25 protein-coding genes and 1 pseudogene are annotated in these 25430 nt (G+C 62.6%); 19 read left to right on the forward strand and 7 right to left on the reverse strand.

Features of this window, described 5'->3' with window-relative positions; all coding sequences use genetic code 11:
* Positions 1 to 2: 2 nt before the first annotated feature.
* A complete protein-coding gene (locus tag I8746_RS06660; RefSeq protein WP_004374572.1) occupies positions 3 to 572 on the forward strand; it encodes a GNAT family N-acetyltransferase in 570 nt (189 codons plus the stop codon).
* A gap of 59 nt (positions 573 to 631) precedes the next feature.
* Positions 632 to 1999 (forward strand): erythromycin esterase family protein, encoded by a 1368-nt coding sequence (locus tag I8746_RS06665; RefSeq protein WP_012052287.1) that lies wholly within the window; start codon positions 632 to 634, stop codon positions 1997 to 1999.
* 47 nt (positions 2000 to 2046) lie between these two features.
* Here I8746_RS06665 and I8746_RS06670 read toward each other — a convergent pair whose 3' ends face one another.
* The 4 genes from I8746_RS06670 to I8746_RS06685 form a co-directional block, all read right to left on the reverse strand.
* Complete coding sequence (locus tag I8746_RS06670) at positions 2047 to 2739, reverse strand: phosphoribosyltransferase (protein WP_221100360.1); 693 nt, start codon at positions 2737 to 2739, stop codon at positions 2047 to 2049.
* A gap of 63 nt (positions 2740 to 2802) precedes the next feature.
* Complete coding sequence (locus tag I8746_RS06675; protein ID WP_041168424.1) at positions 2803 to 3309, reverse strand: hypothetical protein; 507 nt, start codon at positions 3307 to 3309, stop codon at positions 2803 to 2805.
* Between the two features lie 158 nt (positions 3310 to 3467).
* Positions 3468 to 4835 carry an MBL fold metallo-hydrolase RNA specificity domain-containing protein gene (locus I8746_RS06680; RefSeq protein ID WP_004374564.1) on the reverse strand — a complete coding sequence of 456 codons (1368 nt, stop codon included), beginning with the start codon at positions 4833 to 4835 and terminating at the stop codon, positions 3468 to 3470.
* Positions 4826 to 5752, reverse strand: a complete 927-nt coding sequence (locus I8746_RS06685; protein WP_012052290.1) for a universal stress protein — start codon at positions 5750 to 5752, stop codon at positions 4826 to 4828. The genes I8746_RS06680 and I8746_RS06685 overlap by 10 nt, the downstream gene beginning before the upstream one ends.
* 182 nt (positions 5753 to 5934) lie before the next feature.
* Between I8746_RS06685 and I8746_RS06690 the strand changes: the two genes are divergently transcribed.
* Complete coding sequence (locus I8746_RS06690) at positions 5935 to 6483, forward strand: GNAT family N-acetyltransferase (RefSeq protein WP_012052291.1); 549 nt, start codon at positions 5935 to 5937, stop codon at positions 6481 to 6483.
* 29 nt (positions 6484 to 6512) lie between these two features.
* Here the strand turns inward: I8746_RS06690 and I8746_RS06695 are convergent, their stop codons facing one another.
* Positions 6513 to 7439, reverse strand: coding sequence for a universal stress protein (locus tag I8746_RS06695; RefSeq protein ID WP_004577372.1), 927 nt, complete (start codon positions 7437 to 7439; stop codon positions 6513 to 6515).
* Between the two features lie 539 nt (positions 7440 to 7978).
* On the opposite strand from I8746_RS06695, the gene fnrC reads away from it, so the two are divergent.
* Together fnrC and I8746_RS06705 are read left to right on the forward strand one after the other, a co-directional pair.
* On the forward strand, positions 7979 to 8800 hold the full coding sequence (gene fnrC / locus I8746_RS06700; RefSeq protein WP_012052292.1) for a Crp/Fnr family transcriptional regulator FnrC: 822 nt from the start codon (positions 7979 to 7981) through the stop codon (positions 8798 to 8800).
* On the forward strand, positions 8785 to 10023 hold the full coding sequence (locus tag I8746_RS06705) for a DUF4010 domain-containing protein (protein ID WP_012052293.1): 1239 nt from the start codon (positions 8785 to 8787) through the stop codon (positions 10021 to 10023). Before fnrC ends, I8746_RS06705 begins: the two co-directional genes overlap by 16 nt.
* A 39-nt stretch (positions 10024 to 10062) precedes the next feature.
* On the opposite strand, the gene paaX is transcribed toward I8746_RS06705, so the two are convergent.
* Together paaX and paaY are read right to left on the reverse strand one after the other, a co-directional pair.
* Positions 10063 to 10986: a phenylacetic acid degradation operon negative regulatory protein PaaX gene (gene paaX, locus I8746_RS06710; RefSeq protein ID WP_004374548.1), complete on the reverse strand. Its 924-nt coding sequence runs from the start codon at positions 10984 to 10986 to the stop codon at positions 10063 to 10065.
* A 77-nt stretch (positions 10987 to 11063) separates the two neighbouring features.
* Positions 11064 to 11663 (reverse strand): phenylacetic acid degradation protein PaaY, encoded by a 600-nt coding sequence (paaY, locus tag I8746_RS06715; RefSeq protein WP_012052295.1) that lies wholly within the window; start codon positions 11661 to 11663, stop codon positions 11064 to 11066.
* Positions 11664 to 12009: 346 nt separating this feature from the next.
* Here paaY and paaF point away from each other — a divergent pair, with 346 nt between their 5' ends.
* The 14 genes and pseudogenes from paaF to I8746_RS06785 all read left to right on the forward strand — a co-directional run bounded on the left by paaF (position 12010) and on the right by I8746_RS06785 (position 25409).
* Positions 12010 to 12783, forward strand: a complete 774-nt coding sequence (gene paaF / locus I8746_RS06720) for a 2,3-dehydroadipyl-CoA hydratase PaaF (protein WP_012052296.1) — start codon at positions 12010 to 12012, stop codon at positions 12781 to 12783.
* Between the two features lie 34 nt (positions 12784 to 12817).
* Complete coding sequence (paaG, locus tag I8746_RS06725; RefSeq protein ID WP_012052297.1) at positions 12818 to 13609, forward strand: 2-(1,2-epoxy-1,2-dihydrophenyl)acetyl-CoA isomerase PaaG; 792 nt, start codon at positions 12818 to 12820, stop codon at positions 13607 to 13609.
* A 1-nt stretch (position 13610) separates the two neighbouring features.
* Complete coding sequence (paaH, locus tag I8746_RS06730) at positions 13611 to 15128, forward strand: 3-hydroxyacyl-CoA dehydrogenase PaaH (RefSeq protein ID WP_012052298.1); 1518 nt, start codon at positions 13611 to 13613, stop codon at positions 15126 to 15128.
* Entirely contained in the window at positions 15121 to 15561 is a 441-nt protein-coding gene (gene paaI, locus I8746_RS06735) for a hydroxyphenylacetyl-CoA thioesterase PaaI (protein ID WP_221100361.1), read from the forward strand. The genes paaH and paaI overlap by 8 nt, the downstream gene beginning before the upstream one ends.
* Complete coding sequence (gene pcaF, locus I8746_RS06740; protein WP_012052300.1) at positions 15554 to 16774, forward strand: 3-oxoadipyl-CoA thiolase; 1221 nt, start codon at positions 15554 to 15556, stop codon at positions 16772 to 16774. The genes paaI and pcaF overlap by 8 nt, the downstream gene beginning before the upstream one ends.
* Positions 16775 to 16895: 121 nt before the next feature.
* Positions 16896 to 18215 carry a phenylacetate--CoA ligase PaaK gene (paaK, locus tag I8746_RS06745; RefSeq protein ID WP_012052301.1) on the forward strand — a complete coding sequence of 440 codons (1320 nt, stop codon included), beginning with the start codon at positions 16896 to 16898 and terminating at the stop codon, positions 18213 to 18215.
* Between the two features lie 226 nt (positions 18216 to 18441).
* A complete protein-coding gene (gene paaA / locus I8746_RS06750; protein WP_004374531.1) occupies positions 18442 to 19431 on the forward strand; it encodes a 1,2-phenylacetyl-CoA epoxidase subunit PaaA in 990 nt (329 codons plus the stop codon).
* A gap of 25 nt (positions 19432 to 19456) precedes the next feature.
* Positions 19457 to 19738, forward strand: a complete 282-nt coding sequence (paaB, locus tag I8746_RS06755) for a 1,2-phenylacetyl-CoA epoxidase subunit PaaB (protein WP_004374528.1) — start codon at positions 19457 to 19459, stop codon at positions 19736 to 19738.
* 8 nt (positions 19739 to 19746) lie between these two features.
* Entirely contained in the window at positions 19747 to 20505 is a 759-nt protein-coding gene (gene paaC, locus I8746_RS06760) for a 1,2-phenylacetyl-CoA epoxidase subunit PaaC (RefSeq protein WP_221100362.1), read from the forward strand.
* A complete protein-coding gene (gene paaD, locus I8746_RS06765; RefSeq protein ID WP_004374513.1) occupies positions 20492 to 21025 on the forward strand; it encodes a 1,2-phenylacetyl-CoA epoxidase subunit PaaD in 534 nt (177 codons plus the stop codon). Before paaC ends, paaD begins: the two co-directional genes overlap by 14 nt.
* Positions 21026 to 21040: 15 nt before the next feature.
* Positions 21041 to 22117: a 1,2-phenylacetyl-CoA epoxidase subunit PaaE gene (gene paaE, locus I8746_RS06770; RefSeq protein ID WP_017148348.1), complete on the forward strand. Its 1077-nt coding sequence runs from the start codon at positions 21041 to 21043 to the stop codon at positions 22115 to 22117.
* Positions 22118 to 22269: 152 nt separating this feature from the next.
* Positions 22270 to 22578 (forward strand): DUF485 domain-containing protein, encoded by a 309-nt coding sequence (locus tag I8746_RS06775; RefSeq protein ID WP_004374508.1) that lies wholly within the window; start codon positions 22270 to 22272, stop codon positions 22576 to 22578.
* A pseudogene (locus I8746_RS06780) lies at positions 22569 to 24137 on the forward strand (cation acetate symporter); the annotation flags it as partial. The gene I8746_RS06775 and the pseudogene I8746_RS06780, both read left to right, overlap by 10 nt.
* 39 nt (positions 24138 to 24176) lie before the next feature.
* Complete coding sequence (locus I8746_RS06785) at positions 24177 to 25409, forward strand: OprD family porin (protein WP_004577384.1); 1233 nt, start codon at positions 24177 to 24179, stop codon at positions 25407 to 25409.
* The last annotated feature ends 21 nt before the right edge of the window (positions 25410 to 25430 follow it).

A 25430-nucleotide genomic window follows, 5' to 3' on the forward strand; every position in this document is an offset into this window, starting at 1 on the left:
CCATGGCGCCCGCCGAGACTTCCCGTGAGCATAAAACGCCTTCGTTCCCAAAACCTTCGGGTGAATACTGGATCGAAGCCCTTGAAAACGGCGTTCACGTATTGATCAGGCCCTTGCAAGCCCAGGACCGAGAACGCGAAAAAGCCTTCATCGAACGGCTGTCGCCCGAATCGCGGCATTTCCGCTTCCTGTGCCAGCTCAGGGAGCCCGGTGAAGCCATGCTCGACCAGCTGATGAAGGTCGACCAGGATCGCCAGGCGGCTTACGTCGCCCTTGCCCACGTGGATGGCGAATTGCAGGAAGTGGGCATTTCCCGCTACGCCACTGCTAGCGGCAAGGACGAGTGCGAGTGTGCCGTTACCGTCATGGACAGCTGGCAGCACCATGGCTTGGGTCGCCTGCTGCTCAAGCACCTGGTCGACCATGCCCGGGCCAAGGGCTTGCGGCAGATGTATTCGGTTGATGCAGCAGCCAACCAAGCGATGCGCGAGCTGGCCAAAGCGGCGGGGTTCACCACCGTCGCTGACCCGGATGATCCCAGCCAGGTCATCCACCGGCTCTCCCTGATCTGAATCCTGGGCCGTCGCACTGACGGGTCAATGCGCGGCGGCCCGATTACGGGAGGCTCTCCATGAGCGGCCCTTCGAAGACATTGATGGAAAAACTCTACGGCAAGCAGTATCAGGTCGACACTGCCGATATTGCCCCGGTGCTTCATCAGTACGCCGAACCTTTGCCGGACCTGGATACGCCGGCATTCGCAGCGCTGTTCGACCGCTATGCTGACGCGCGCGTCATCCTGCTGGGCGAGGCAAGCCACGGCAGCAGTGAGTTCTATCGCGCCCGCGCGGCGATCACCCGGCGCCTGATCGAACAGCATGGTTTCAACATCGTTGCTGTCGAGGCTGACTGGCCGGATGCCGGGCATGTCGATCAGTACGTCCGAGGCTTGGCGCACTCGGCGTGGAAACGCCATATTTTCAGCCGTTTTCCTACCTGGATGTGGCGTAATAGCGAAGTCAAAGCCTTCGCCCAATGGCTTCACGGGCACAACCGCCTGCTGCCCACCGACCACCGCGTGGAATTCCGCGGCCTGGATGTCTACAGCCTGCGCAATTCCATCCATGAAGTCCTGGCCTATCTGGACCGGGTCGATCCGCATCTGGCCCATGAAGCCCGCCGCCGTTACGGTTGCCTGACGCCGTGGCAGGACGACCCCGCGCTGTACGGGCACTTTGTCGAGCGCGGTGGCGTCATGCCTTGTGAGCAACCGGTGATCCAGCAGTTGAATGTCATGCTCGCCGAGCAACTGTCAGGGCTTGTCCGCAATGATGAAGCCTTCTTCAACGCAACGCAGAACGCCCGTGTAATCATCGCTGCGGAACAGTACTACCGCGCCATTTACCGAGGTTCGACGGCTTCCTGGAATCTGCGCGACCGGCACATGTTCGATACCTTGCGCGCACTGCTGGAACACCGTGGTCCCCACGCCAAGGCCGTGGTCTGGGCACACAATTCACACATCGGCAATGCCGGAGCCACGGAAATGGGCTGGAAAGGCCAGTTCACCATCGGCCAGCTTTGCCGCAGCGCTTTCGGGCACGACGCGGTGCTGATCGGCATGGCCACCGACCGCGGCCAGGTGGCCGCCGCCGATGACTGGGACGGCGACATGCAGATCAAGGAAATCCGTCCTTCGCGCAGCGACAGCTGGGAGCACCAGTTCCGCCTCGCAGGCGTGCCAGCGAGCCTGAGCGACTGGCGCGACCCACAGCGCAAGGCGTTGCGCCATGTGTTGTCCACGGCGCTACTCGAACGCGCCATCGGCGTCATCTATCGCCCCGAGAGCGAACGGCTGAGCCACTACTTCGAGGCGGTGCTGGCCGAGCAGTTCGATGCGCTGCTCTGGTTCGAACAGACCCAGCCAGTGACTGCCCTACCCTTGCCGAAACAACAGCACCTTGAGCCTGAGGACGAGACCTATCCATTTGGTGTATGAGCCTCGGCGAAGCGCTATCAGTCTGCGTGCGGATTTCAACCCTGCGCTCAGTCATGGGGGGCACTCGGGCAAAGTGCTTGCTGATCAGCTTGCCCCATGAGCGTCATGACTTCCTCGTCCGACGTCTGCGGGAAATCCTGGTACCAATAGCCAACCGAAACCATCCGCTCAGGCACGCGCGGGCACACCAGCTCATCCACTTCACCGTACAGCGCTTCGAGCGTTTCTGGCGGTGCGACCGGGACGGCGACCACGATCCGCGCCGGTGACTGGGCTCGTGCAGCCTGTATCGCCGCCCTCATCGTGGCACCGGTCGCCAGGCCGTCATCAACGAGAATCACCACCTGATCCTTGAGTTGCTGGGCTGGCCGCCCTCCCCGGTAAGCCCGCTCGCGCCGCGCCAGTTCCTCGGTTTCCCTGGCAACCACGGCGTCGAACACCGCGCGATCTACCGGATAGGCCCGCAACATGTCGTCATTGATAAAGGTTACTCCGCCGCTGGCTATCGCCCCCATGGCGAGCTCGGGATGAAACGGCATACCGAGCTTGCGCACCATCAGCAGGTCCAGGCGAACGTTGAGGGCAGTCGCGACTTCATAGGCCACCGGAACACCACCACGCGGCAGTGCAAGCACGATCACGTCGGGCCTGCCGGCATACCGGGCCAGTGGCTCTACCAGGCAACGTCCAGCCTGGGTACGGTCGACAAACACAGTTGGCAAGGCAAGATCGTGGGACATGAACACCTCCCGCGCCGCGATGGGCGCCGGTCATTTCAGCTGCCGATGGAGCCGTTGATGGCTTCAAGGCGTGGTTGCACGCCCCGCCTCGGGCAGCAGGTCGAACTGCGCGAGGCAACGCTGCTCATCAGCAGGAGTCAGCGCCTTCAGACCGCTCACTTCCTGCATGGGCGTTTCGAACAGGGCCAGGCGCAGCACCCCATTGCGCTCCAGAAAGGTCTGTGCCAGGCACGTGCACACGGGTTTGCCGACCAGCGCAGCAAGCTTGTCATCCTCAGGCACCTCCACCTGGGCCTGCAGGTTGGCCGTGCAATTCTCCACGATCTGCGCCACGGAGCGCCCCGCCAGCCACACGGTGCCAGCACCGAGTAGGACCAGGAGCAGCAACACGCTTATCAACGTGTTCGATTCCCGGGTGATTGAACGCAGCAACGCCAGCCTGGCCTGCCAACCCGTCTGCTGGCCATTGAAAATGGCCTTGCCGACCGTGCGCTTGACGCCCCGCTGCACCGCCCACCCCAGCGCGACACTCAACGCCAGCAGGCCAAGGAGTACCGCCGGATCACGCATGGGCATCCGCCAGCTAGCGCTTAAGGCGCGATAGATGGACGCGGCGACGAGTAAAGCGACGATAGTCACGATCCAACCCAGGCTGCCCCTGGGCCTGTGCAACCAGGCCCGCAGTTTCGCCCTTGCTTGTGTACTCATGATTCACCTCCCGCGCCCGGCTAGCGCACAGGGTCGATGGCAACCGTTTCCTGGTACTCAGGCACGCACACCTGCCAGCCGAGTTCGAGGCTGATTCGCCGCCGCAAGGTGTCGGCAGCGTGTGGCTCGCCGTGGATGACATAGGTCTGACGGGGTGGCCGGGTGAACCCGCGCAACCATTCCATGATTTCATCGGCATCGGCGTGCGCAGAAAGATTCTCCATCGCATGCACCTGTGCACGGATGGGCACATCCTCGCCGTGCAACCGCACACTGTGGGCGCCCGCGACGATATCGGCACCCCGCGTACCCCCGGCTTGAAAGCCCGAGAACAGAATGCTGTTGCGTGGGTTGGGGGCCAGCGCCTTCAGGTGGTGAAGCACCCGTCCGCCGGTCGCCATGCCACTGGCGGCGATGATCACTGCGGGCTCGCGCAGCTGGTCCAGGTGCCTGGACTCATCGACTGTCCGGACGATGTGCGTGCCTCTGCACATGGCGGCGCACTCGGCTGCGGTCAGCCGATGTTCACTGCGGTACTGCTGGTACAAGGCGGTGGCGTCGGTGGCCATCGGGCTGTTCAGGTAGACCGGGACATCAGGGATCAACCGGTCGCGCTTGAGCGTGTACAGGTAATACATGAGCAGTTGGGCACGGCCGACGGCGAACGAGGGTACCAGGGTAATGCCGTGGCGCAGGAGCGTTTCGTTGATGACCTTGGCCAGGTACTGCTCGGTCGATTCGGCGGGATGCTGGCGGTCCCCATAGGTAGACTCGATCAACAGCACGTCCGCCGTTCTGACCAGCTCAGGCGCACGCATGATCGGATCCTGAGGGCGGCCGAGGTCACCCGAAAACAGCACGGTCTGCCCTTCGGCGCTGATCTGGACCGTGGCTGCCCCCAGAATATGTCCGGCGGTACGCAACAGTAACTCCATGCCCTCGGCGATCATGGTCACCTGATGTAACGCCACGGGCCGAAACAGTGCCAGGGCACGTTTGGCATCCTGCTCGGTATAGAGCGGTTGCGCCGGCGCATGCTTGGAGTAACCGTGGCGATTGGCATGTTCGGCCTGCTCTTCCTGCAGCCGTGCACTGTCGAGCAGGAGGATTTCCGCCAAGGCGCACGTCGCCGGCGTGGCGTAGATCGGCCCGCGGTAGCCTTCCCGAACCAGCACCGGTAGATAACCACTGTGGTCAAGGTGGGCGTGGGTCAGCACCACCGCATCAAGCGCCCGCAGCGCCGGGGGCAGTGGCTGCCAGTTGCGCAGGCGCAGTTGCTTGAAACCCTGGAAGAGTCCGCAGTCGACCAATACCCGCGTGCTGTCACGGGTCAACAGGAATTTGCTGCCGGTCACGGTGCCGGTGCCGCCAAGAAATGTCAGTTGCATGGCCAAGGCTCCCAACTTTCGGCTATTTGGGGATGAACGGCGAGCACGCTGCACGGTGGGCGGCTGACGATACGCTCGGTGGTGTCTCCCAACAGTTTGTCCAGGCCTTTGGGTTGCACCACGCCCATCACCACCGCGTCGATGTCCAGGGCCGCGACCTGTTCACGGATCACCTGTACCGGGCCTCCTTCCATGAAATGTCGGCGGTCAGGTGCGACGCCTTCGGCATCGGCCAGCGCTTCGAAAGGTTCCTGCAGTGCCTCGCGCATCTCGTCGATCCACGCCTGGGTGACATTCATGTCCGAGGCAAATACCCCTGCCAGGTTGTAGGCCGATAGCAGATGCAGGTGCGCGTCACACTGCAACGCCAGCGCCTGGGCAGCACGAACCAGACCACGATTGAAGCACGCCTGAACGGCAGGCGTCTCACTGAACGCCGTGTCCACTGCGACCAGCACACGCCGCGGCAATGAGATGGCCCCCGCCGGCACGAAATGGCTGACGCCTTTGAAACCTCGCATCAGCGCACAATCCAGTGGGGTGCCGAACACGCGCACCAGGGCCGACGCGGCTTCGCTGTCCTTGATGACCATATCGGGCTGCAGTTCACTGATGTAATCGATCGCCTGGCTGCGGATATCCTCCGCATTCAGGCTGTCGACCGTCAGCGTTATACCGCTGCCGCGATGCCGCTCGACCAATCCCGTCAACTGAACGCGATAGTGCTCGTACTGGCGCTTGATATCGGCCTCGTTCAGCCGCTCTTCGCGCAGAATGTGCTCCTCGCTTGGCTCGAACAAGCCCAGTACATGCACGCTGGCGCCGCTGACATGCGCCAAGGCAAGGGCTCTGCGCAAAGCGGCGGAATGCGGTTCTACCTCGGTCAGCAGCACCAGCAATTGTCGATATTGCCCCATGGTGAACCTCCGCGCTTTCGTGAGTGGGTGTGATGCTGACGATATTCCGCGCACAGGACCGCTGCTGCTTGATGCAGATCAGAAAACCGCTACCCAGGCTGAACTTGATGATTGTCAGAACCGAAACGGCCCGCCACGTTAAAACGGCTGCACCAGGTACTGATCAAGCAACGGGAGGCGTCATGAACGGGCAGCAAACAGCACAGCCACAGACCTGCGAACACTGGGTCGAAAACCTCGAGGACGGTTCGGCGGTGCTGATCCGCCCACTGCGCGAAGAAGACCGCGAACGGGACAAGCGTTTTCTGAGCACCATCGCTTATGAATCACGGCGTTTTCGTTTCATTGCCGGGCTCAGCGGCGGCTTGCCTAGCTTGGACACGCAAGACATGCCCGTGGACTATCACCAGCGCATGGCCTATGTCGCCTTGGTTCATGTAGACGGTCAATTGCAACAAATCGGCGTCAGCCGCTATGCAGGCATACCTGGCAGTCAGCGGTGCGAATGTGCTGTGGCGGTCAGCGAAGACTGGCAGCGCAAGGGGTTGGGCAAGCGCCTGATGCAACACCTGATTGAAGCCGCACGACGCAATGGCTTTCAGTGCATGGTCTCCAGGGATCTGGCCAGCAACTATGGCATGCACCGGCTGGTCAAGGCACTGGGCTTCACCTCAAGATACCCTGGCGGGGATGTGAGCGAGATCCTGCACGAACTTGACCTGCGGCCTTGAAAAAACAAGGCCCTTGCGGGCCTTGTGCTTCAGCCTTTGGAGCGTTCTGGAGAAATCACCAGCACACTGCTGGACAACCGATGCAAAACGCGCTCGGCAGTACTGCCGATGAACCAGCCGATGCCATGGTGGTGATAACTGCCCATGACCAATACGTCGATATCATTGTTATCCATGAACATGGCCAGGGCCTTTGCCGGGTCGCCGATGCGCATATGGCGGTGTTCGACGGCGATCCCGTTGCGTTCGGCAAGCTCTTGGAAGGCAGCGCTCTGAACGTCATGCAAGGTCTGGGCACGGTTCGAATCGAACAGGAACGAATGTTCCCGGCTGCCGCCGGCGTCCAGGTACATGGAACCCAAGTCGTAGGTGTACAGCAATTCGATCTGGGCATTGCACTGCAATGTCAGCTTCAGCGCTTCGCTGATGATCTGGTCGTTGAAACCTTCAAACTGATCCTCAGGCCTGGACAGGTCCACCGCCGCCAGAATCCTGCGTGGCAACGCATGGCTCGCCTTGTGTACCAAGTGCAAGGGTATTCGCGTTTCGCGCAGCAACTGGATATCCAGCGAGGTGAACATTGCGCGCATCCACCAAGGCTCATGCTCAAGCTCTTTGATCAGCATGGCAAACGGTTGCTCACGCAGGTGTATCAGGATCTCATTCAAGGGCTGCTGCACCCACACCACTTCGGTTGTGACGGTGACGCCATTGCGCCGCATCGGCAACGCCTGGGTTTCCAGCCATGCACGGTGCTGCTGCACGTAACCCTCGCGCATGACTGCGAGCGCTTGATCATTCACCAAGCCCGCCGTGGCAAGCCCTTCCACGTAGTCGAAAGCGACGATGTGCAGCGCCATCCCCTTGGCCTTGGCCAGCGCAGCGGCCCGGTCATAGGCCGGGGTTCGGCGCATCAGGGGGGAGGCGATCAGCAGCAATCTTTGCGGAGTTTCCATGGCACACCTCTGAGGTTGCAATACGTAGGTAAAGCATCTGCCACCTACGTGTTGCGAACTTGATGTTTATCAACTGGAGGCACCTACCGACCAGTGGCATTGCCCATGGCGCAAGAACTTGACGCGGATCAATACCTCGGGACTTCGCCGGCGCACCCTGTACCCAGATCACAGCCACTTCAGGCCCCGCAGGCGTGCCATGGCGACACCGCCCTGGGTTTCACCTGCACTGCTGGCAGGGACGCCTTCATTCTGCATTGTCTACCGATACATGCTTTGGAGGCCCTGATGAACGTTTACGTGGAGAAGAACACAGAGCAGGGACGCTGTTGGGTACACATGGATGACTGGCGGGTGGGTTTCAGGACGGCTGCCGAAGCCGAGCGGTTTGTCGAACGGCTTACAAGCCGCCTCAATGCCCCCCACTCGCGTGACATGCTTGCAGATTGGTCGCCCCATACCGGGGTGACCGTGGGGCTCGGTGCGCGTAATGGCGCAGGGGCCCAAAGCGGCCTCCAAAATGCGAAGGAGGCCTGAAAATGCCTGGCCAGCTGAAGGTCACCCTGCTCGACTCACCCAACGCATTGTCCAAGGCAAACCCTATTCACCTGAAACCGCTGGTGAACCACTGCATGGATTGCCGGGTAATTGGCCTGTGCCTCCCCACGGGTCTGCCGGTTGACGACAACAGCTGCCTGGGCGCCTTGATAGGCCCGCGCATGCGCATTCGCAAGGGTGCCGCGCTGTTCAATGCCAACGATCCGCTGACCATGCTCTATGCCGTACGTTGCGGCAGTTTCAAGACCAGCCTGAACACCGCCGAGGGGCAAGGCGTGGTGATCAACTTCTGGATGCCGGGCGATGTACTCGGCCTCGATGCCATTGCCATAGAGCACCATGTCTGTGACGCCATTGCCCTGGAAGACAGCGAAGTCTGCCCCGTCCCCTATCGTCGCTTGCAAACCCTGGCGCGTGAGTTTCCGGAGCTGCAGCAGAGCCTTAATCGCTTGATGAGCCGCGAGATCGTGCGTGAGCACGGGCGCGTGTTGATGCTGTGCAACCTGACAGCAGAACAGCGGCTGGCCAGCTTCCTGGTGGGGCTCTCCAGGCGCTTCGTCAGCCGCGGTTACTCTGCCCATGGCTTCATGTTGCGCATGTCTCGTGAAGACATGGCTTCGTACCTGGGGTTACGCCTGGAAACCGTGTGCCGATCCGTCGCCCGTCTGCGCGCGCTGGGTATCGTCGACCTGCATGGCAGGTTGGTAGAAATTCTCGATATGCCTGCACTCATGGCACTGGAACAAGGTGGCGGGGAATGTGAGGCCAAGGTCCCGCTAAAGGCACCATGCTCGACGCCTTGAATGTTGGCCACGGCGCTGTGGCGCTGGGGATTGGCATGCTGGTGGGGCTGGAGCGCGAGCGTAAGAAGGGGCGTAACGAAGACCACGCGGCCGCCGGGCTCAGGACCTTCGCCATCACTGCATTGCTGGGCTACGTCAGCATGTTGCTGGCCGGTGCGGTGCTGGTCGCGGTGGCGAGTCTGGGCCTGGTGCTGATGCTCTGCATGCACTACCGCAGACATGCCGATAAAGACCCTGAAGTGACCAGTGAAATTGCCCTGCTGCTGGTGCTGACACTCGGGGCGCTTAGCCTTCATGAGCCTGAGCTCGCCGCAGCGGTGGGCGTGGTGCTCACCGTGCTGTTGGCGCTGCGACGCGAACTGCATCATTTCGTGCTGCAACAATTGAGCGAGGAAGAGCTGCGCGATGGCCTGATGTTGTCCACGGTGGCCTTGGTGGTACTGCCGCTGACACCGGACCAGTTTCTAGGCCCCTACAACATACTCAACCCGCGCACGATTTGTAACCTGGTGGTCTTGCTGATGGCCGTGGGTGCTTTAGGACACATCGTCATGCGCCTGATGGGACCTCGCTATGGCCTGCCCTTGAGCGCGATCGCATCGGGCTTTGCTTCAAGTTCTGCCACCATTGCCCTGCTTGCGCACCGCGTCAGACAGCAAGGCGCTGCTGCCAGGCCATTTGCCGGCGCTGCCGTATTGTCCAATCTCGCCAGCATCACCCAATTTGCACTGGTACTGAGCATCGTCGACCGTCGCTTGCTCGACCCTTTCTGGTCATCGATCGCGCTGGGGGCACTGGTCACACTCGTGTATGGCGTGCTTCTGCTAGCCCCTTGGCGTGCTGCTCATGGAGGATCCGCCACACATCCGGGTGATGGCGCGTTCAGTCTCTGGACAGCACTGGCGATCACCGCTGCGATAACCGGCATCGCCTTGTTCTCGGCATTTCTGCTTCAGCTTCTGGGCCCCAATGGCGTCAATCTCGCGGCTTTCGTCGGCGGCCTGGCCGATGCTCATGCGGCCACGGCCTCGATCGCCTCGTTGGTCGCTGCCGGACGAATCAGTGCGAATGAAATCGTCATACCGGGGTTGCTCGCAGTGACGGGGAACACATTGAGCAAATGTGTTCTGGCCTTGAGCAACGGAGGTTTCAGCTTTTCCCGATACCTCATTCCAGGGCAACTGCTCATCCTGGGGGCAATGTGGTTGGGGTTGCTCCTATAGCGACACAAGAACTGCCTGCTGGTAGTAGGTGACTTACCCTCAAGCCAACCCGCCAAAACGTTTGTAGAAACTCTCGCTCACATCCGGCAATGGGCCATCTGCTGTTTCCAGTGCTGCATTCAACCATTCTTCGGCTTTGGCAAACACCAGTCGGTAGAGGTTACGGCACAACTGCCGCGCAGCCCTTCCCTCCCAGTCCCCTGGCAGCAGCTCGTCGGGCAGTTGCGGGTCGCGCAGCAGCAGGCGGCGGTACTCGTGAATCAGCAGCGTGCGTGCCAGGAAGCAATCTTGAGCATCCAGCAACGGCTGCTCTTTCAAACCTTGCCACAGCGGCCTGAACAGCTGGATAAACTCGCTGTATTGCTGCCCCAGTTCGTCGATACGCCAGCTTTCCCGCACCTGGGCGCGCATCGCCTTGGACGCGAGCACCTCTTGGGTGTGGGTGTCGAAGACGATACTGTCGTCGCCGGCCTCAAGGTCACGCAACGTGGCCACCAGGTCGGCACGGTCTGCCCGTGGGCAACCCAGCAGGTTCGGCGCCATGACACCAAACCCCTGCCACTCCAGCTCTTCACGCACGGCCTTGCGCTTACCCGCCTCGAGTTGCGACAGCAACACCAGCGTCCAGGCCCCGTCCCAGGCTGGCTGGCTTGGGCTATAGACGCGCTTGAAGGCCTTTTCGAAACGCCGACGGCCAGTGCCTGTCAGGCTGTAATAACTGCGTCGACCCACCTTTTCTGCAGTGAGCCAACCTTCTTTGGTCAGGCGAAAGATCGACGTGCGAATCAGCCGTTCATTGATGCCGATCGGTTCCAGCAGGTTGATCAGGCTACCGAGCCAGACTGTACCGCCGTGCGGCTCGATGGCATCGCCGTACAACGTGATGATCAGGGAACTGGCGCGGATCGGCGTCTGTTCCTGAAAGCGGGTGATCAAGTGGTTCAGTGGGGCAAGAGTGCTCATGGGCGAACTGTGCGCGGATAAAGCACCGACTATACCTGTGCGGTGGGCCGCCTGGCCATTGCGTGTCGCTGCCAGGCTCATGCGCTCGCCTGGCCCTTGGGCCTGACCCCGGTGTCTTCCATGCGCGGGCGTCCCGGCTCTGCCTCGGCCAGCGGCGGGCATTCGACCATGCTGTTCATGCAGCGCTGCGCCAGGTGCTGGTACTCCGCCGTCCCGCGCTGTTTCCAGGCAAGCTCCTGATCGGTCAGTGGGCGTTTGACCTGGGCTGGCGACCCCATCACCAGGCTCTGCGCCGCGCTTTCGAAGCCAGCTTTGACGAAGGCGGTGGCCGCGACGATGCTGCGTGGTGCTACATGGGCACCATCCATCACCACGGCGTTCATGCCGACCAATGCGTCTTCGCCCACACGGCAGCCGTGCAGCACGGCGCCATGGCCGATGTGCCCGTTACGCTCTACTACGGTGTCGCCCCCCGGGAAACCGTGCATCACGCAGGTGTCCTGCAAGTTGGCGCCCTCCTCCAGCACGATGCGGCCGAAATCGCCCCTGAGCGATGCCAGTGGGCCGATGTAGCAGCGGGGGCCGACGATGACGTCGCCGATCAGGACTGCACTGGGGTGCACGTAGGCTGTCGGGTGAACAACGGGCGTCAGGCCGTCCAGTCGATAGCAAGGCATGGCAACACTCCTGAAATGGTTTGAAATGTCAGTCGATCTTGTATCAGAAGCTGTTTGGTCGTCAATCGTGTATCACATGTGTTGAGTTAATTCTGCCCGGTAAAAACCTGCTTTAAATACTCGAAAACGCCTAGATTAAACGATTCCTCTGTAAGCATTGCACTGGAGCTGTGATCACTGGAAAACAAAAAAGAGATACGCGAAAACATTTTGAAACTTGCATTCCTGTATCGCATGGAGCATATACTGAGCTCACCTGGTCGTGATCCCGCATTACGCCCCTGCAAACAATTCCAAAAAATGCCGGCCACGCGATGTGCCGTGCGTGCAGCCAGAGGAACCCGACATGCCGCGATATATCGACGTGCAGGCGCCCGAACATGGCGTTCAGCTCATTACCCTGCAACGGCCCGAGGCCTTGAATGCCCTGTGCACCGAGCTACTGGCAGAACTGGCTGCTGCGCTGCAGGCTGCCGGGGACGACGAGCATGTCCGGGCCACAGTGATTACCGGCAGTGGCAAAGCTTTCGCCGCAGGCGCCGACATCCGCGAGATGGCTGATCGCGACCTGGTCGGCATCCTCAATGACCCGCGCGTAGCGCATTGGCAAAGCATCGCCGCATTCGCCAAACCGCTGATTGCCGCAGTCAACGGCTATGCCCTGGGTGGCGGCTGCGAACTGGCAATGTGCGCCGACATCGTCATCGCCGGGACCGACGCCCGTTTCGGCCAGCCGGAAATCAACCTTGGCATCATCCCCGGTGCTGGCGGCACCCAGCGCCTGTTGCGTGCCGTCGGTAAGCCGTTGGCCATGCAGATGGTACTGACGGGGGAAGCCATCACTGCCCACCGCGCCCAGCAGGCCGGCCTGGTCAGCGAAATCACCCAGCCCGAACTCACCGTAGAACGCGCCATGCAGGTTGCCCGCAGCATCGCCGCCAAAGCGCCGCTGGCCGTGCGCCTGGCCAAGGAGGCGTTACTGAAGGCCGGTGATACCGACCTGGCCAGCGGCCTACGCTTCGAGCGCCATGCCTTCACCCTGCTGGCTGGCACCGCCGACCGCGATGAAGGCATCCGCGCCTTCCAGGAAAAGCGCCAAGCCCGTTTCCAGGGGCGCTGATCATCATTCTCTCGACTGACGGAGCGAGTCTGTCATGACTTTCCAGCACATCCTGTTTTCCATCGAGGACGGCGTTGCCTTCCTTTCATTGAACCGCCCCGAGCAGCTGAACAGCTTCAATACGGCCATGCATCTGGAGGTGCGCGAAGCGCTCAAGCAAGTGCGCCAAAGCAGTGACGCGCGGGTGCTGCTGCTGACGGCTGAAGGCCGCGGCTTCTGCGCCGGGCAGGACCTGTCCGACCGCAACGTTGCCCCAGGCGCCGAAATGCCGGACCTGGGCCAATCGATCGACACGTTCTACAACCCGCTGGTACGCACCCTGCGCGACCTGCCTTTGCCGGTGATCTGTGCGGTCAACGGCGTGGCGGCCGGTGCCGGTGCCAACATTCCCTTGGCCTGCGACCTGGTGCTGGCCGCCCGCTCGGCCAGTTTCATCCAGGCCTTCTGCAAGATCGGCCTGGTGCCGGACTCCGGTGGTACCTGGCTGCTGCCGCGCTTGGTCGGTATGGCCCGGGCCAAGGCGCTGGCCATGCTGGGCGAGCGCCTTGGCGCCGAACAGGCCGAGCAATGGGGGTTGATCCACCGCGTGGTGGATGATGCCGCGCTGCGTGACGAAGCCCTCACCCTCGCCCGCCAGCTCGCCGCCCAGCCCACCTACGGCCTGGCACTGATCAAGCGCAGCCTCAATGCCAGTTTCGACAACGGTTTTGAGGCGCAGCTGGAGCTGGAGCGCGACCTGCAGCGCCTGGCCGGGCGCAGCGAGGACTACCGCGAAGGCGTAAGCGCCTTCATGAACAAACGCACGCCAGCCTTCAAGGGGCGCTGAAATGGCCGCACTCGCAAGCAATGTGCAGGTGGCGGTGATCGGTGCCGGCGCCATGGGCGCCGGTATCGCCCAGGTTGCGGCCCAGGCCGGCCACCCCGTCAAGCTCTACGACAACCGCCCGGGTGCGGCCGCCCAGGCGGTGACGGGTATCGATCGCCAACTGGCCCGGCTGGTGGACAAAGGAACGTTGCTGGCCGCTGAACGTGAAGCGATCAATGCCCGCCTGTGCCCGGTCGATACACTCGACGCCTTGGCAGATGCCGGCCTGGTCATTGAAGCCATCGTCGAAAACCTGCAGGTGAAGCAGGCGTTGTTCGGCCAGCTCGAAACCCTGTGCGCAGCCGACTGTATCCTTGCCAGCAACACTTCGTCACTGTCCATCACCAGCCTCGCCGCTGGCCTTGAACGCCCGCAGCACGTGGTGGGTATGCACTTCTTCAACCCGGCACCGCTGATGGCGCTTGTCGAGGTGGTGTCGGGCCTGGCAACCGACCCGGCAGTGGCCGCATGCATCTACGCCACTGCCCAGGCCTGGGGCAAGCAGCCGGTCCACGCACGCTCTACACCGGGTTTCATCGTCAACCGTGTAGCGCGGCCGTTCTATGCCGAAAGCCTGCGCCTGCTACAGGAAGGTGCCGCCGATTGCGCCAGCTTGGATGCGCTGATGCGTGACGCTGGCGGCTTTCGCATGGGGGCGTTCGAGCTGACCGACCTGATTGGTCATGACGTCAATTACGCTGTCACGTGTTCAGTATTCGATGCTTTCTATGGCGATTTCCGCTTCCAGCCTTCGCTGGTGCAGAAGGAACTGGTGGACGCCGGTCGCCTGGGGCGCAAGACCGGCCAAGGCTTCTATCGCTATGCCGAAGGCGTCGAGCGTCCGCAGGCGGCCGAACTGCACAGCTTCGCCGGCGCAGAGGCCTGCGTTGTCGAGGGCAACCTGGGGGTGATGCAGCCGCTGGTCGAGCGCCTGCGCCAAAGCGGCATTGCCGTGACCCAGCGCGCCGGTAGTGGCTTGATTCAGGTGGGCGATGCCACCCTGGCCCTGTCCGATGGCCGCCTGGCCAGCCAGCGTGCCCGCGAAGACGGCCTGCGCAACCTTGTGCTGCTCGACCTGGCGCTGGACTACAGCAGCGCCACCCGCCTTGCCATCAGTTGGTCCGCCGATACCACTGACAGCGCCCGCGACCAAGCCGTAGCCTTGCTGCAGCGTGCCGGCCTGAAAGTGACCGGTGTCGCCGACCTGCCCGGCCTGGTGGTACTGCGCACCGTGGCAATGCTCGCCAACGAGGCCGCCGATGCGGTGCTTCAGGGCGTCGGCAGCGCCGCCGACATCGACCTGGCCATGCGCGCCGGCGTCAATTACCCCTGCGGCCCGCTGGCCTGGGCGGCGAACATCGGTATTGCCCATACCCTGCGCGTGCTCGACAACCTGCAGCGCAGCTACGGCGAGAGCCGCTACCGCCCTTCCCTGTTGTTGCGCCGCTGTGAAGCCAAAGGAGGCACCCTGCATGACTGAAGTGGAACTGGCACAAGCCTGTGCCGACGCCATGTACGCCCGCGACCCGGCCACTCAGGGCCTGGGCATCAGCCTGCTGGATGCCGGCCCCGGCCGGGCCAGCCTGCGCATGCCAGTGCGTGCCGACATGATCCAGGGGCATGGCACCTGCCATGGCGGTTTCCTGTTCGCGTTGGCCGATTCGGCGTTCGCCTTCGCCTGCAATAGCTACGACCAGGCCACGGTGGCGCTGGGCTGCACCATCGACTACCTGGCCCCGGCGCTGCGCGATGACGTGCTCACCGCCCACGCCAGCGAAGTCAGCCGCAAAGGCCGCACCGGCCTGTACGAAGTGCGTATCGACAACCAGCGTGGTGAGCTGGTGGCGATGTTCCATGGCAAATCCTACAAAGTGCGCGGCACCGTGCTGGCGCAGGAGACGCAAGATGAATGAACCGACCCACGCCGATGCCTTGATCATCGACGCCGTGCGCACCCCCATTGGCCGCTATGCCGGGGCCCTGAGCAGCGTGCGCGCCGACGACCTGGCGGCCATCCCGCTCAAAGCCTTGATCCAGCGCCACCCCGAACTGGACTGGAAAGCCATTGATGACGTTATCTTCGGCTGTGCCAACCAGGCTGGCGAAGACAACCGCAACGTGGCCCACATGGCGAGCCTGCTGGCCGGGCTGCCACTCGAAGTACCAGGGACCACGATCAACCGCCTGTGCGGTTCCGGCCTGGATGCCATCGGCAATGCGGCACGTGCCCTGCGCTGTGGTGAAGCGGGGCTCATGCTGGCCGGTGGTGTGGAATCCATGTCGCGTGCGCCGTTTGTGATGGGTAAGTCGGAACAGCCATTCGGGCGTGCGGCCGAGCTGTTCGACACCACCATCGGCTGGCGTTTCGTCAACCCGCTGATGAAGGCCGCCTACGGCATCGATTCGATGCCGGAAACGGCTGAAAACGTGGCCGAACAGTTCGGCATCTCGCGCGCCGACCAGGATGCCTTTGCCCTGCGCAGCCAGCACAAAGCCGCAGCAGCTCAGGCCCGCGGCCGCCTGGCGCGGGAAATCGTGCCGGTCGAAATCCCGCAACGCAAAGGCCCAGCCAAAGTGGTCGAGCATGACGAGCACCCGCGCGGCGACACGACCCTGGAGCAGCTGGCTCGGCTCGGGACGCCGTTTCGTGAAGGCGGCAGCGTAACGGCGGGTAATGCCTCCGGCGTGAATGACGGCGCTTGCGCCCTGCTGCTGGCCAGCAGCGCCGCGGCCCGCCGCCATGGGCTGAAGGCCCGCGGTCGCATCGTCGGCATGGCGGTGGCCGGGGTTGAGCCCAGGCTGATGGGCATTGGTCCGGTGCCTGCGACCCGCAAGGTGCTGGCGCTCACCGGCCTGGCACTGGCTGACCTGGATGTCATCGAACTCAATGAGGCCTTTGCCGCCCAAGGGCTGGCCGTGTTGCGCGAGCTGGGCCTGGCCGACGACGACCCGCGAGTCAACCGCAACGGCGGCGCCATCGCCCTGGGCCATCCACTGGGCATGAGCGGTGCTCGATTGGTGACCACTGCCTTGCACGAGCTTGAAGAAACGGCCGGCCGCTACGCCCTGTGCACCATGTGCATCGGTGTAGGTCAAGGCATCGCCATGATCATCGAGCGCCTCTGAGCGGTTCGGGCCCTGCGCTTGTTACCGAACTGAACGCAGCCGTATATGCTGCCTCCATGACACTCACCGCGTGGCCTGCAACCGCTGGCGCGCGGCGTACAAGAACAATTCGAGTGAAGCCATGAACATGTACCATGATGCCGATCGTGCCCTGCTGGACCCGATGGAAACCGCCAGCGTCGACGCCCTGCGCCAGCACCAGCTGGAGCGTCTGCGTTGGAGCCTGAAGCACGCCTACGACAATGTGCCGCTGTACCGCCAACGCTTTGCCGAGTGCGGCGCCCACCCCGATGACCTCAAGTGCCTGGAAGACCTGGCGAAGTTCCCCTTCACCGGCAAGAACGACCTGCGCGACAACTACCCCTACGGCATGTTCGCCGTGCCCCAGGAAGAAGTGGTGCGCCTGCATGCCTCCAGTGGCACCACCGGCAAGCCGACGGTGGTCGGCTACACCCAGAACGATATCGACACCTGGGCCAATGTGGTTGCCCGTTCGATTCGTGCGGCCGGCGGGCGCAAAGGTGACAAGGTGCATGTGTCCTACGGCTACGGGCTGTTCACCGGCGGGCTCGGCGCGCACTACGGCGCCGAGCGCCTGGGCTGCACCGTGATCCCCATGTCCGGTGGCCAGACCGAAAAGCAGGTGCAGCTGATTCGCGACTTCCAGCCCGACATCATCATGGTCACCCCGTCCTACATGCTCAACCTGGCTGATGAAATCGAGCGCCAGGGCATCGACCCCCACCACCTCAAGCTGCGCCTGGGCATTTTTGGTGCCGAGCCGTGGACCGACGAGCTGCGCCGTTCAATTGAGCAGCGCCTGGGCATCAATGCCCTCGATATCTATGGCCTGTCGGAGATCATGGGCCCCGGCGTGGCGATGGAGTGCATCGAGACCAAAGACGGCCCGACCATCTGGGAAGACCACTTCTATCCCGAGATCATCGACCCAGCTACCGGCGAGGTACTGCCGGATGGCCAGCTGGGCGAGCTGGTATTCACCTCGCTGAGCAAAGAGGCATTGCCGATGGTGCGCTACCGCACCCGCGACCTCACCCGGCTGCTGCCCGGCACCGCTCGGCCAATGCGGCGGATCGGCAAGATCACCGGCCGCAGTGACGACATGCTGATCATTCGCGGGGTCAATGTGTTCCCGACCCAGATCGAGGAACAGGTCCTAAAAATAAAACAGCTTTCAGAAATGTATGAGATCCATCTGTATCGCAATGGAAACCTGGACAGTGTCCAAGTGCATGTGGAACTGCGCGCAGAGTGCCAGCACCTTGACGAAGGCCAGCGCAGGTTGGTTGTCGGGGAGTTGACCAAACAGATCAAGACTTACATCGGCATCAGCACCCAGGTGCACCTGCAACCCTGCGGCACGCTCAAGCGCTCCGAGGGCAAGGCGTGCCATGTGTTCGACAAACGGTTGGCCAGCTGACCCAATCGGCTGCCATTTCGGCCCCGGCATTGCCCGGGGCCTTTTTTTTGCCTGCGTTCCCTCTGGCACGCGCTGATGCAGGCGCAACCTTGTGCCGAGAGTGGGCTGCAACAGCCCCTTGGACGGCAATGCGATACACAAATCTTACTTGATACATATAAATGTGTTTGACGTTGTGTTTTGTATCGCTTACAAATGACTCATGCCTTAGCAGGAGTCGCAGCACATGTACGCACAGCTAGTGGAAACCGGAGTCAAGCGCGTCAAGACGCTGGAAGAAATGTCCCCCGAGGAACGCAACTTCCAGGAAAAGATCGACGCCGAAATCAAGATCGAAGCCAAGAACTGGATGCCCGAGGCCTACCGCCAGACCCTCATCCGGCAGATCTCCCAGCACGCCCACTCGGAAATCGTCGGCATGCTGCCCGAAGGCAACTGGGTCACCCGTGCCCCCAGCCTCAAGCGCAAACTGCAGCTGATGGCCAAGATTCAGGACGAAGCCGGTCACGGCCTGTACCTGTACAGCGCCATGGAAACCCTGGGGGCTGACCGCGACGAAGAGATCGACAAACTGCACAGCGGCAAGGCCAAGTACTCGAGCATCTTCAACTACCCCACCCTCAGCTGGGCCGACATGGGCGCTGTGGGCTGGCTGGTGGATGGCGCCGCCATCGTCAATCAGGTGGTGCTGCAGCGCACCTCTTACGGCCCCTACTCCCGCGCGATGATCCGTATCTGCAAGGAAGAGAGCTTCCACCAGCGCCAGGGCTACGAAATGCTCCTGACCATGATGCGCCAGGGCACCCAAGCCCAGCGCGACATGGTTCAGGACGCCATCAACCGCCTGTGGTGGCCGGCGCTGATGATGTTCGGCCCGAGCGATGAACACTCGCCCAACAGCGCCCAGTCGATGGCCTGGAAGATCAAGCGCCAGACCAACGACGAACTGCGCCAGCGCTTCATCGACCAGACCGTGCCGCAGCTGGAACTGCTTGGCTGCACTGCGCCTGACCCTGAGCTGAAGTGGAACGCCGAGCGCGGCCACTACGACTTTGGCGAAATCCAGTGGGACGAGTTCTACGAAGTGATCAAGGGCAATGGCCCGTGCAACCTGGAACGTGTCGCCACCCGGCGCAAGGCCATCGAGGATGGCGCCTGGGTACGCGAGGCCGCTGTGGCCTATGCGCGCAAGCAACAGAACAAGAACGCCGCCTGAGCGGCGATTGATGCGGAGATCGAAAATGTCTGTCTGGACCCTCTACGAAGTGTTCGTGCGCAGCAAGCACGGCCTTAACCACAAGCATGTCGGCAGCGTGCACGCCGCCGATGCCGCCATGGCCATCGAGAACGCCCGCGAGCTCTACACCCGCCGTAGCGAAGGTGTGAGCCTGTGGGTGGTGCCTTCGGCGCTGATCACCGCCTCCTCCCCCGACGAGAAAGACCCGCTGTTCGCCCCCTCGGACGACAAGGTCTATCGCCATGCCAGCTTCTACGAGCTGCCCGACGAAGTCGGACACATGTGAGGTGGGCCATGCATAAAGAAGCCCTTATCCCCTATCTGCTGTTGCTCGGCGACAGCGCCCTGGTCCAGGGCCAGCGCCTCTGTGAATGGTGTGGCCGCGCCCCGGCCATCGAGGAAGAGCTGGCCCTGATGAACGTCGGTCTCGATCTGGTCGGTCAGGCCCGCAACTGGCTGGAGTATGCCGCCGAGCTGCTCGACGATGGCCGAGATGCCGATGCCCTGGCGTTCCGCCGTGACGAGCGCGCCTACCGCAACCTGCTGCTGGTTGAGCAACCCAACGGTGATTTTGCCGTGACCATGACCAAGCAGTTCCTTTACGACGCGTGGCACTTCGCCGTGCTGCAGGAGCTGGTCGAGTCCAGCGACGCGCGAATCGCCGGTATTGCCGCCAAGGCCCTGAAGGAAGTCACCTACCACCTGCGCCGGTCCAGCGAATGGGTACAACGTCTGGGCGGTGGTACCGATGCCAGCCGCCAGCGCATGCTTGCCGCTATCCCGACACTGTGGCGCTTCACCGTTGAGCTCACCGCTGGCAGCGACAACGAAGTCCGTCTGGCCGAATGCGGCATCGGCGCCGATCCAGCTACCGTCGGCGCCACCTGGCTGAAGCAGGTCACCGCGACGTTTGCTTCGGTCGAACTGCCGCTGCCCAAGGCCGCCAGCCACTTCTACCTGGATGGCCGCAAAGGCCTGCACACCGAGCATCTGGGCCTGCTGCTGGCCGAAATGCAGTTCCTGCCAAGGGCCTACCCCGATGCAGCCTGGTGAACTGATTGCCGGCGACCGCGGCGCGCGGGCACAGCAAGGCGACGACCTGGCTCGCGCCTGGGCGGTATTGGGCCAGGTCATGGACCCTGAAGTGCCGGTGGTCAGCGTGGTCGACCTGGGGATCGTGCGCGATGTCGATTGGCGCGCCGGCCACCTGCACCTGGTGGTCACCCCGACCTACTCTGGCTGCCCTGCCACCGAAGTCATCGAAGGGGATATCCGCCAGGCGCTGGAACAGGCCGGTTTTACCGCGCCAGAGCTAGAGCGCCGGCTGACCCCGGCATGGAGCACCGACTGGATCAGCGAACTGGGCCGCGAGCGCCTGCGCGCTTATGGCATTGCGCCGCCGCAAGGCAGCGCCAGCAAGCGCAGCCTGCTCGGCGAAGCCCCCCAGGTGTGCTGCCCGCAATGCGGCAGCGCTCATACCGAATTGCTCAGCCAGTTCGGCTCTACGGCCTGCAAGGCGCTGTACCGCTGCCGCGAGTGCCTGGAGCCATTCGACTATTTCAAATGCATTTGAGCCGTGGAGACCACCATGAGCCAGTTTCACAGCCTGACCATCAAGCAAGTGCGCAATGAGACCCGTGATGCGGTATCGATTGCCTTCGATGTGCCCGAGCACCTGCAGGACCAGTTCCGCTTCACTCAGGGCCAGTACCTGGTCATGCGTACACAGCTGGACAACGAAGAAATCCGCCGCTCCTACTCCATCTGCAGCGCCGTACAGGACGGCGAACTGCGCGTGGCCGTCAAGCGCGTACCGGGCGGGCGCTTCTCGGCGTTTGCCAATGAAGTGCTCAAGGCCGGCCAGCAACTGGAAGTGATGCCACCATCGGGCAGCTTCTTCGTGCCGCTGGACCCGGCTCGCCAGGGCAACTATCTGGGGGTAGCTGCCGGCAGCGGCATCACCCCGATACTGTCGATCATCGCCACCACGCTGGCCAGCGAGCCGCACAGCCGTTTCACCTTGCTGTACGGCAACCGTTCCAGTTCGGGGGCGCTGTTCCGCGACAAGCTCGAAGACCTGAAAAACCGTTACCTCGACCGTTTGAACCTGATTTTCGTGTTCAGCCGCGAACAGCAGGACGTCGACCTGTACAACGGCCGCATCGACGCCGACAAATGCGGCCAGCTGTTTTCGCGCTGGCTGGACGTTGCCGGCCTGGACGCGGCGTTCATCTGCGGCCCGCAGGCGATGACCGAGACCGTGCGTGACAGCCTGCAGGCCAACGGCATGTCCAAGGAACGCATCCACTTCGAGCTGTTCGCCGCCGCCGGCAGCGAGGCCCGCCGCGAAGCCCGTGAGGCGGCACGTCAGGTGGATTCGGCGCTTAGCCATATCACCGTGATCAGCGACGGCCGGGCACTGAGCTTCGACCTGCCGCGCAACACCCAGAACGTGCTCGACGCCGGCAACGCCATTGGTGCCGAGCTGCCCTACTCGTGCAAGGCCGGTGTGTGCTCAACCTGCAAGTGCCGGGTGATCGAGGGCGAAGTGGAGATGGACAGCAACCATGCCCTCGAAGATTACGAAGTGGCGGCCGGGTATGTGCTGTCGTGCCAGACCTACCCGGTGAGCGACAGGGTGGTGCTTGACTTCGACCAGTTGTAGACCGAGTCGACTGCTTCGCGGGTAAACCCGCTCCTACAGGGCCTGCGCAAGGCCTTAGGGAGGCATCCTTACCTGCGAAGAGGGCCTAAGCAACAACGCAATACCCCGCGTGACCTCAACACAACAATTACAAAACCAAGAGATCGCTTGCCATGACACCCGAACGCATAGAAAGCATCGCCAACCACCCCGACTTCCAGCACCTGGTGCGGCGCAAGCGCCGCCTCAACGGCAGCCTGACCCTGGCCATGCTGGTGGTCTACTACGGCTTCGTCCTGCTGGTTGCGTTTTCGCCCAGCACCCTCGGCCAGTCCCTCAGCGGCGGCGTGACCACTGTCGGCATGCTGGTGGGCGTGTTGATGGTGCTGCTGTCCTTTGCCCTGACCGGCATCTATGTGCACCGCGCCAACAACGTGCTCGACCCGCTCAACGACAAGGTCAAGCAGGAGTGCGCACAATGAACTGGACCGCCATTTCGATGTTCATGGTGTTTGTCTGCTTCACCCTGCTGGTCACCCGCTGGGCTGCCCTGCGCACCCGCTCGGCCAGTGACTTCTACACCGCCGGCGGCGGCTTGACCGGTATGCAGAACGGCCTGGCGATCGCTGGCGACATGATCAGTGCCGCTTCGTTCCTGGGCATTTCCGCGATGATGTTCATGAACGGCTACGACGGCCTGTTGTATGCCCTCGGTGTCCTGGCGGGCTGGCCGATCATCCTGTTCCTGATTGCCGAGCGCCTGCGTAACCTGGGCAAGTACACCTTTGCCGACGTGGTCAGCTACCGGCTGGCGCAAACCCCGGTGCGCTTGACCTCGGCTTTCGGCACCCTGGTGGTGGCGCTGATGTACCTGGTGGCGCAAATGGTCGGCGCCGGCAAGCTGATCGAGCTGCTGTTCGGCATCAGCTACCTGTACGCCGTGATGCTGGTCGGTGTGCTGATGGTTGCCTATGTCACCTTCGGGGGCATGCTCGCCACCACCTGGGTGCAGATCATCAAGGCGGTAATGCTGCTATCTGGCACCAGTTTCATGGCCTTCATGGTGCTCAAGCACTTCGGCTTCAGCACCGAGGCCATGTTTGCCAGTGCCGTGGCCGTGCATGCCAAGGGCCAGGCGATCATGGCCCCAGGCGGCTTGTTGTCCAACCCGGTGGACGCCATTTCCCTCGGTTTGGGCATGATGTTCGGCACCGCTGGCCTGCCGCATATCCTGATGCGCTTTTTCACTGTCAGTGATGCCAAGGAAGCACGCAAGAGCGTGTTCTACGCCACCGGTTTCATTGGTTACTTCTACCTGCTGCTGATCGTTGTCGGCTTTGGCGCCATCGTCATGGTCGGCACTGAACCGTCCTACCGCGACGCCACTGGCGCCATCATCGGTGGCGGCAACATGGTCGCCGTGCACCTGGCCCAGGCCGTGGGTGGCAACCTGTTCCTGGGCTTCATCTCTGCCGTCGCCTTCGCCACCATTCTGGCTGTGGTCGCCGGCCTGGCGCTGTCCGGGGCATCGGCCGTGTCCCACGACCTGTATGCCTGCGTAATGCGCAAAGGCAAGGCTACCGAGCAAGAGGAAATGCGCGTGTCACGCATTGCCACGTTGCTCATCGGCCTGCTGGCGGTGATCCTGGGCCTGATGTTCGAGTCGCAGAACATTGCCTTCCTTTCCGGCCTGGTGCTGGCGGTGGCCGCTTCGGTCAACTTCCCGGTGCTGCTCCTTTCCATGTTCTGGAAAGGCCTGACCACCCGTGGCGCGGTGTGCGGCAGCATGGCCGGGCTGGTCTCGGCGGTGCTGTTGGTAGTGCTGGGCCCGGCGGTGTGGGTCAACGTGCTGCACAACAAAACGGCGCTGTTCCCCTACAGCAACCCTGCGCTGTTCTCCATGAGCCTGGCCTTCCTCAGTGCCTGGGTGTTCTCGGTTACCGACAGCTCCGAACGTGCCGTTGAAGAGCGTGGTCGCTACCTGGGCCAGTTCATCCGCTCCATGACCGGTATCGGTGCGGCTGGCGCCAGCAAACACTGACTTCAAGGACGAACAGACATGTCGGGTAAAACAACAACAATGAACCGCACACACTTCCTGTCAGCCGCCTGGCTGGCCACCTTCGCCCTGCCGATGCCCGCGCTGGCCGACTTCATCGGCGACAGCCATGCACGCCTGGAGCTGCGCAACCACTACATCAACCGTGATTTTCGCCAGAGCAACGCCCCGCAGGCCAAGGCCGAGGAATGGGGCCAAGGCTTTACCGCCAAGCTGGAGTCGGGCTTTACCGAGGGCCCGGTCGGCTTTGGCGTGGACGCGCTGGGCCAGTTGGGCATCAAGCTCGACTCCAGCCGCGACCGCCGCAACACCGGCCTGCTGCCTTTTGGCCCGAACAGCCACGAACCGGTCGATGACTACAGCGAGCTAGGCCTGACCGGCAAGGTACGCGTGTCCAAGAGCACCTTGCGGCTGGGCACCTTGCAGCCGATCCTGCCGGTGGTGGTGTACAACGACACCCGCCTGCTGGCGTCCACCTTCCAGGGTGGCCTGCTCACCAGTCAGGACCTCGATGGCCTCACCTTCAATGCCGGACGCCTGACCAAGGCCAACCTGCGGGATTCGTCTGGCCGCGACGACATCGGCTATGGCGCTGCCAGCAGTGACCACCTGGACTTTGGTGGTGGCAGCTACGCCATCACCCCGCAAACCACGGTCAGCTATTACTACGCCAAGCTCCAGGACATCTACCGTCAGCAGTTCGTCGGTCTGATCGACACCCGCCCACTGGCAGAAGGACTGAGCCTGCGCAGTGACCTGCGCTACTTCGACAGCCGCAACGACGGTGCCGAGCGTGCCGGCAACATCGACAACCGTAACTTCAACGCCATGTTCACCCTGGGCGTGCGGGCGCACAAGTTCACCGCCACCTGGCAGCAGATGTCCGGTGACAGCGCCTTCCCGTTCGTCAACGGCGGCGACCCGTTCACCGTCAACCTGGTCACCTACAACACCTTCACCCGCGCCGGGCTGGACGCTTGGCAAGTGCGCTACGACTACGACTTCGTTGCCATGGGCATCCCCGGCCTGAGCTTCATGACCCGCTACACCGACGGTCGCCACGCGGAAACTGCCACCGTGACCAATGGCCGCGAGCGCGAGCGTGACACCGACATCACGTATGTCATCCAGAGTGGCCCGTTCAAGGACGTCAGCCTGCGCTGGCGCAATGTCACCTTCCGCTCCGGCAACGGCCTGACCAACGCCGTGGACGAAAACCGCCTGATCATCGGCTACACCCTGGCGCTGTGGTAACAGCGCCTCTCACATTTTGAA

It is taken from the genome of Pseudomonas sp. USTB-Z (assembly GCF_019691255.1).
GTDB lineage: Bacteria > Pseudomonadota > Gammaproteobacteria > Pseudomonadales > Pseudomonadaceae > Aquipseudomonas > Aquipseudomonas alloputida.

Bases quoted from the DNA above. Each gene is read 5' to 3' on its own strand.
- I8746_RS06660 (WP_004374572.1), top strand. From the start codon at position 3: ATGGCGCCCGCCGAGACTTCCCGTGAGCATAAAACGCCTTCGTTCCCA.
- I8746_RS06665 (WP_012052287.1), top strand. From the start codon at position 632: ATGAGCGGCCCTTCGAAGACATTGATGGAAAAACTCTACGGCAAGCAG.
- I8746_RS06670 (WP_221100360.1), bottom strand. From the start codon at position 2,739: ATGTCCCACGATCTTGCCTTGCCAACTGTGTTTGTCGACCGTACCCAG.
- I8746_RS06675 (WP_041168424.1), bottom strand. From the start codon at position 3,309: ATGCGTGATCCGGCGGTACTCCTTGGCCTGCTGGCGTTGAGTGTCGCG.
- I8746_RS06680 (WP_004374564.1), bottom strand. From the start codon at position 4,835: ATGCAACTGACATTTCTTGGCGGCACCGGCACCGTGACCGGCAGCAAA.
- I8746_RS06685 (WP_012052290.1), bottom strand. From the start codon at position 5,752: ATGGGGCAATATCGACAATTGCTGGTGCTGCTGACCGAGGTAGAACCG.
- I8746_RS06690 (WP_012052291.1), top strand. From the start codon at position 5,935: ATGAACGGGCAGCAAACAGCACAGCCACAGACCTGCGAACACTGGGTC.
- I8746_RS06695 (WP_004577372.1), bottom strand. From the start codon at position 7,439: ATGGAAACTCCGCAAAGATTGCTGCTGATCGCCTCCCCCCTGATGCGC.
- fnrC (WP_012052292.1), top strand. From the start codon at position 7,979: ATGCCTGGCCAGCTGAAGGTCACCCTGCTCGACTCACCCAACGCATTG.
- I8746_RS06705 (WP_012052293.1), top strand. From the start codon at position 8,785: ATGCTCGACGCCTTGAATGTTGGCCACGGCGCTGTGGCGCTGGGGATT.
- paaX (WP_004374548.1), bottom strand. From the start codon at position 10,986: ATGAGCACTCTTGCCCCACTGAACCACTTGATCACCCGCTTTCAGGAA.
- paaY (WP_012052295.1), bottom strand. From the start codon at position 11,663: ATGCCTTGCTATCGACTGGACGGCCTGACGCCCGTTGTTCACCCGACA.
- paaF (WP_012052296.1), top strand. From the start codon at position 12,010: ATGCCGCGATATATCGACGTGCAGGCGCCCGAACATGGCGTTCAGCTC.
- paaG (WP_012052297.1), top strand. From the start codon at position 12,818: ATGACTTTCCAGCACATCCTGTTTTCCATCGAGGACGGCGTTGCCTTC.
- paaH (WP_012052298.1), top strand. From the start codon at position 13,611: ATGGCCGCACTCGCAAGCAATGTGCAGGTGGCGGTGATCGGTGCCGGC.
- paaI (WP_221100361.1), top strand. From the start codon at position 15,121: ATGACTGAAGTGGAACTGGCACAAGCCTGTGCCGACGCCATGTACGCC.
- pcaF (WP_012052300.1), top strand. From the start codon at position 15,554: ATGAATGAACCGACCCACGCCGATGCCTTGATCATCGACGCCGTGCGC.
- paaK (WP_012052301.1), top strand. From the start codon at position 16,896: ATGAACATGTACCATGATGCCGATCGTGCCCTGCTGGACCCGATGGAA.
- paaA (WP_004374531.1), top strand. From the start codon at position 18,442: ATGTACGCACAGCTAGTGGAAACCGGAGTCAAGCGCGTCAAGACGCTG.
- paaB (WP_004374528.1), top strand. From the start codon at position 19,457: ATGTCTGTCTGGACCCTCTACGAAGTGTTCGTGCGCAGCAAGCACGGC.
- paaC (WP_221100362.1), top strand. From the start codon at position 19,747: ATGCATAAAGAAGCCCTTATCCCCTATCTGCTGTTGCTCGGCGACAGC.
- paaD (WP_004374513.1), top strand. From the start codon at position 20,492: ATGCAGCCTGGTGAACTGATTGCCGGCGACCGCGGCGCGCGGGCACAG.
- paaE (WP_017148348.1), top strand. From the start codon at position 21,041: ATGAGCCAGTTTCACAGCCTGACCATCAAGCAAGTGCGCAATGAGACC.
- I8746_RS06775 (WP_004374508.1), top strand. From the start codon at position 22,270: ATGACACCCGAACGCATAGAAAGCATCGCCAACCACCCCGACTTCCAG.
- I8746_RS06785 (WP_004577384.1), top strand. From the start codon at position 24,177: ATGAACCGCACACACTTCCTGTCAGCCGCCTGGCTGGCCACCTTCGCC.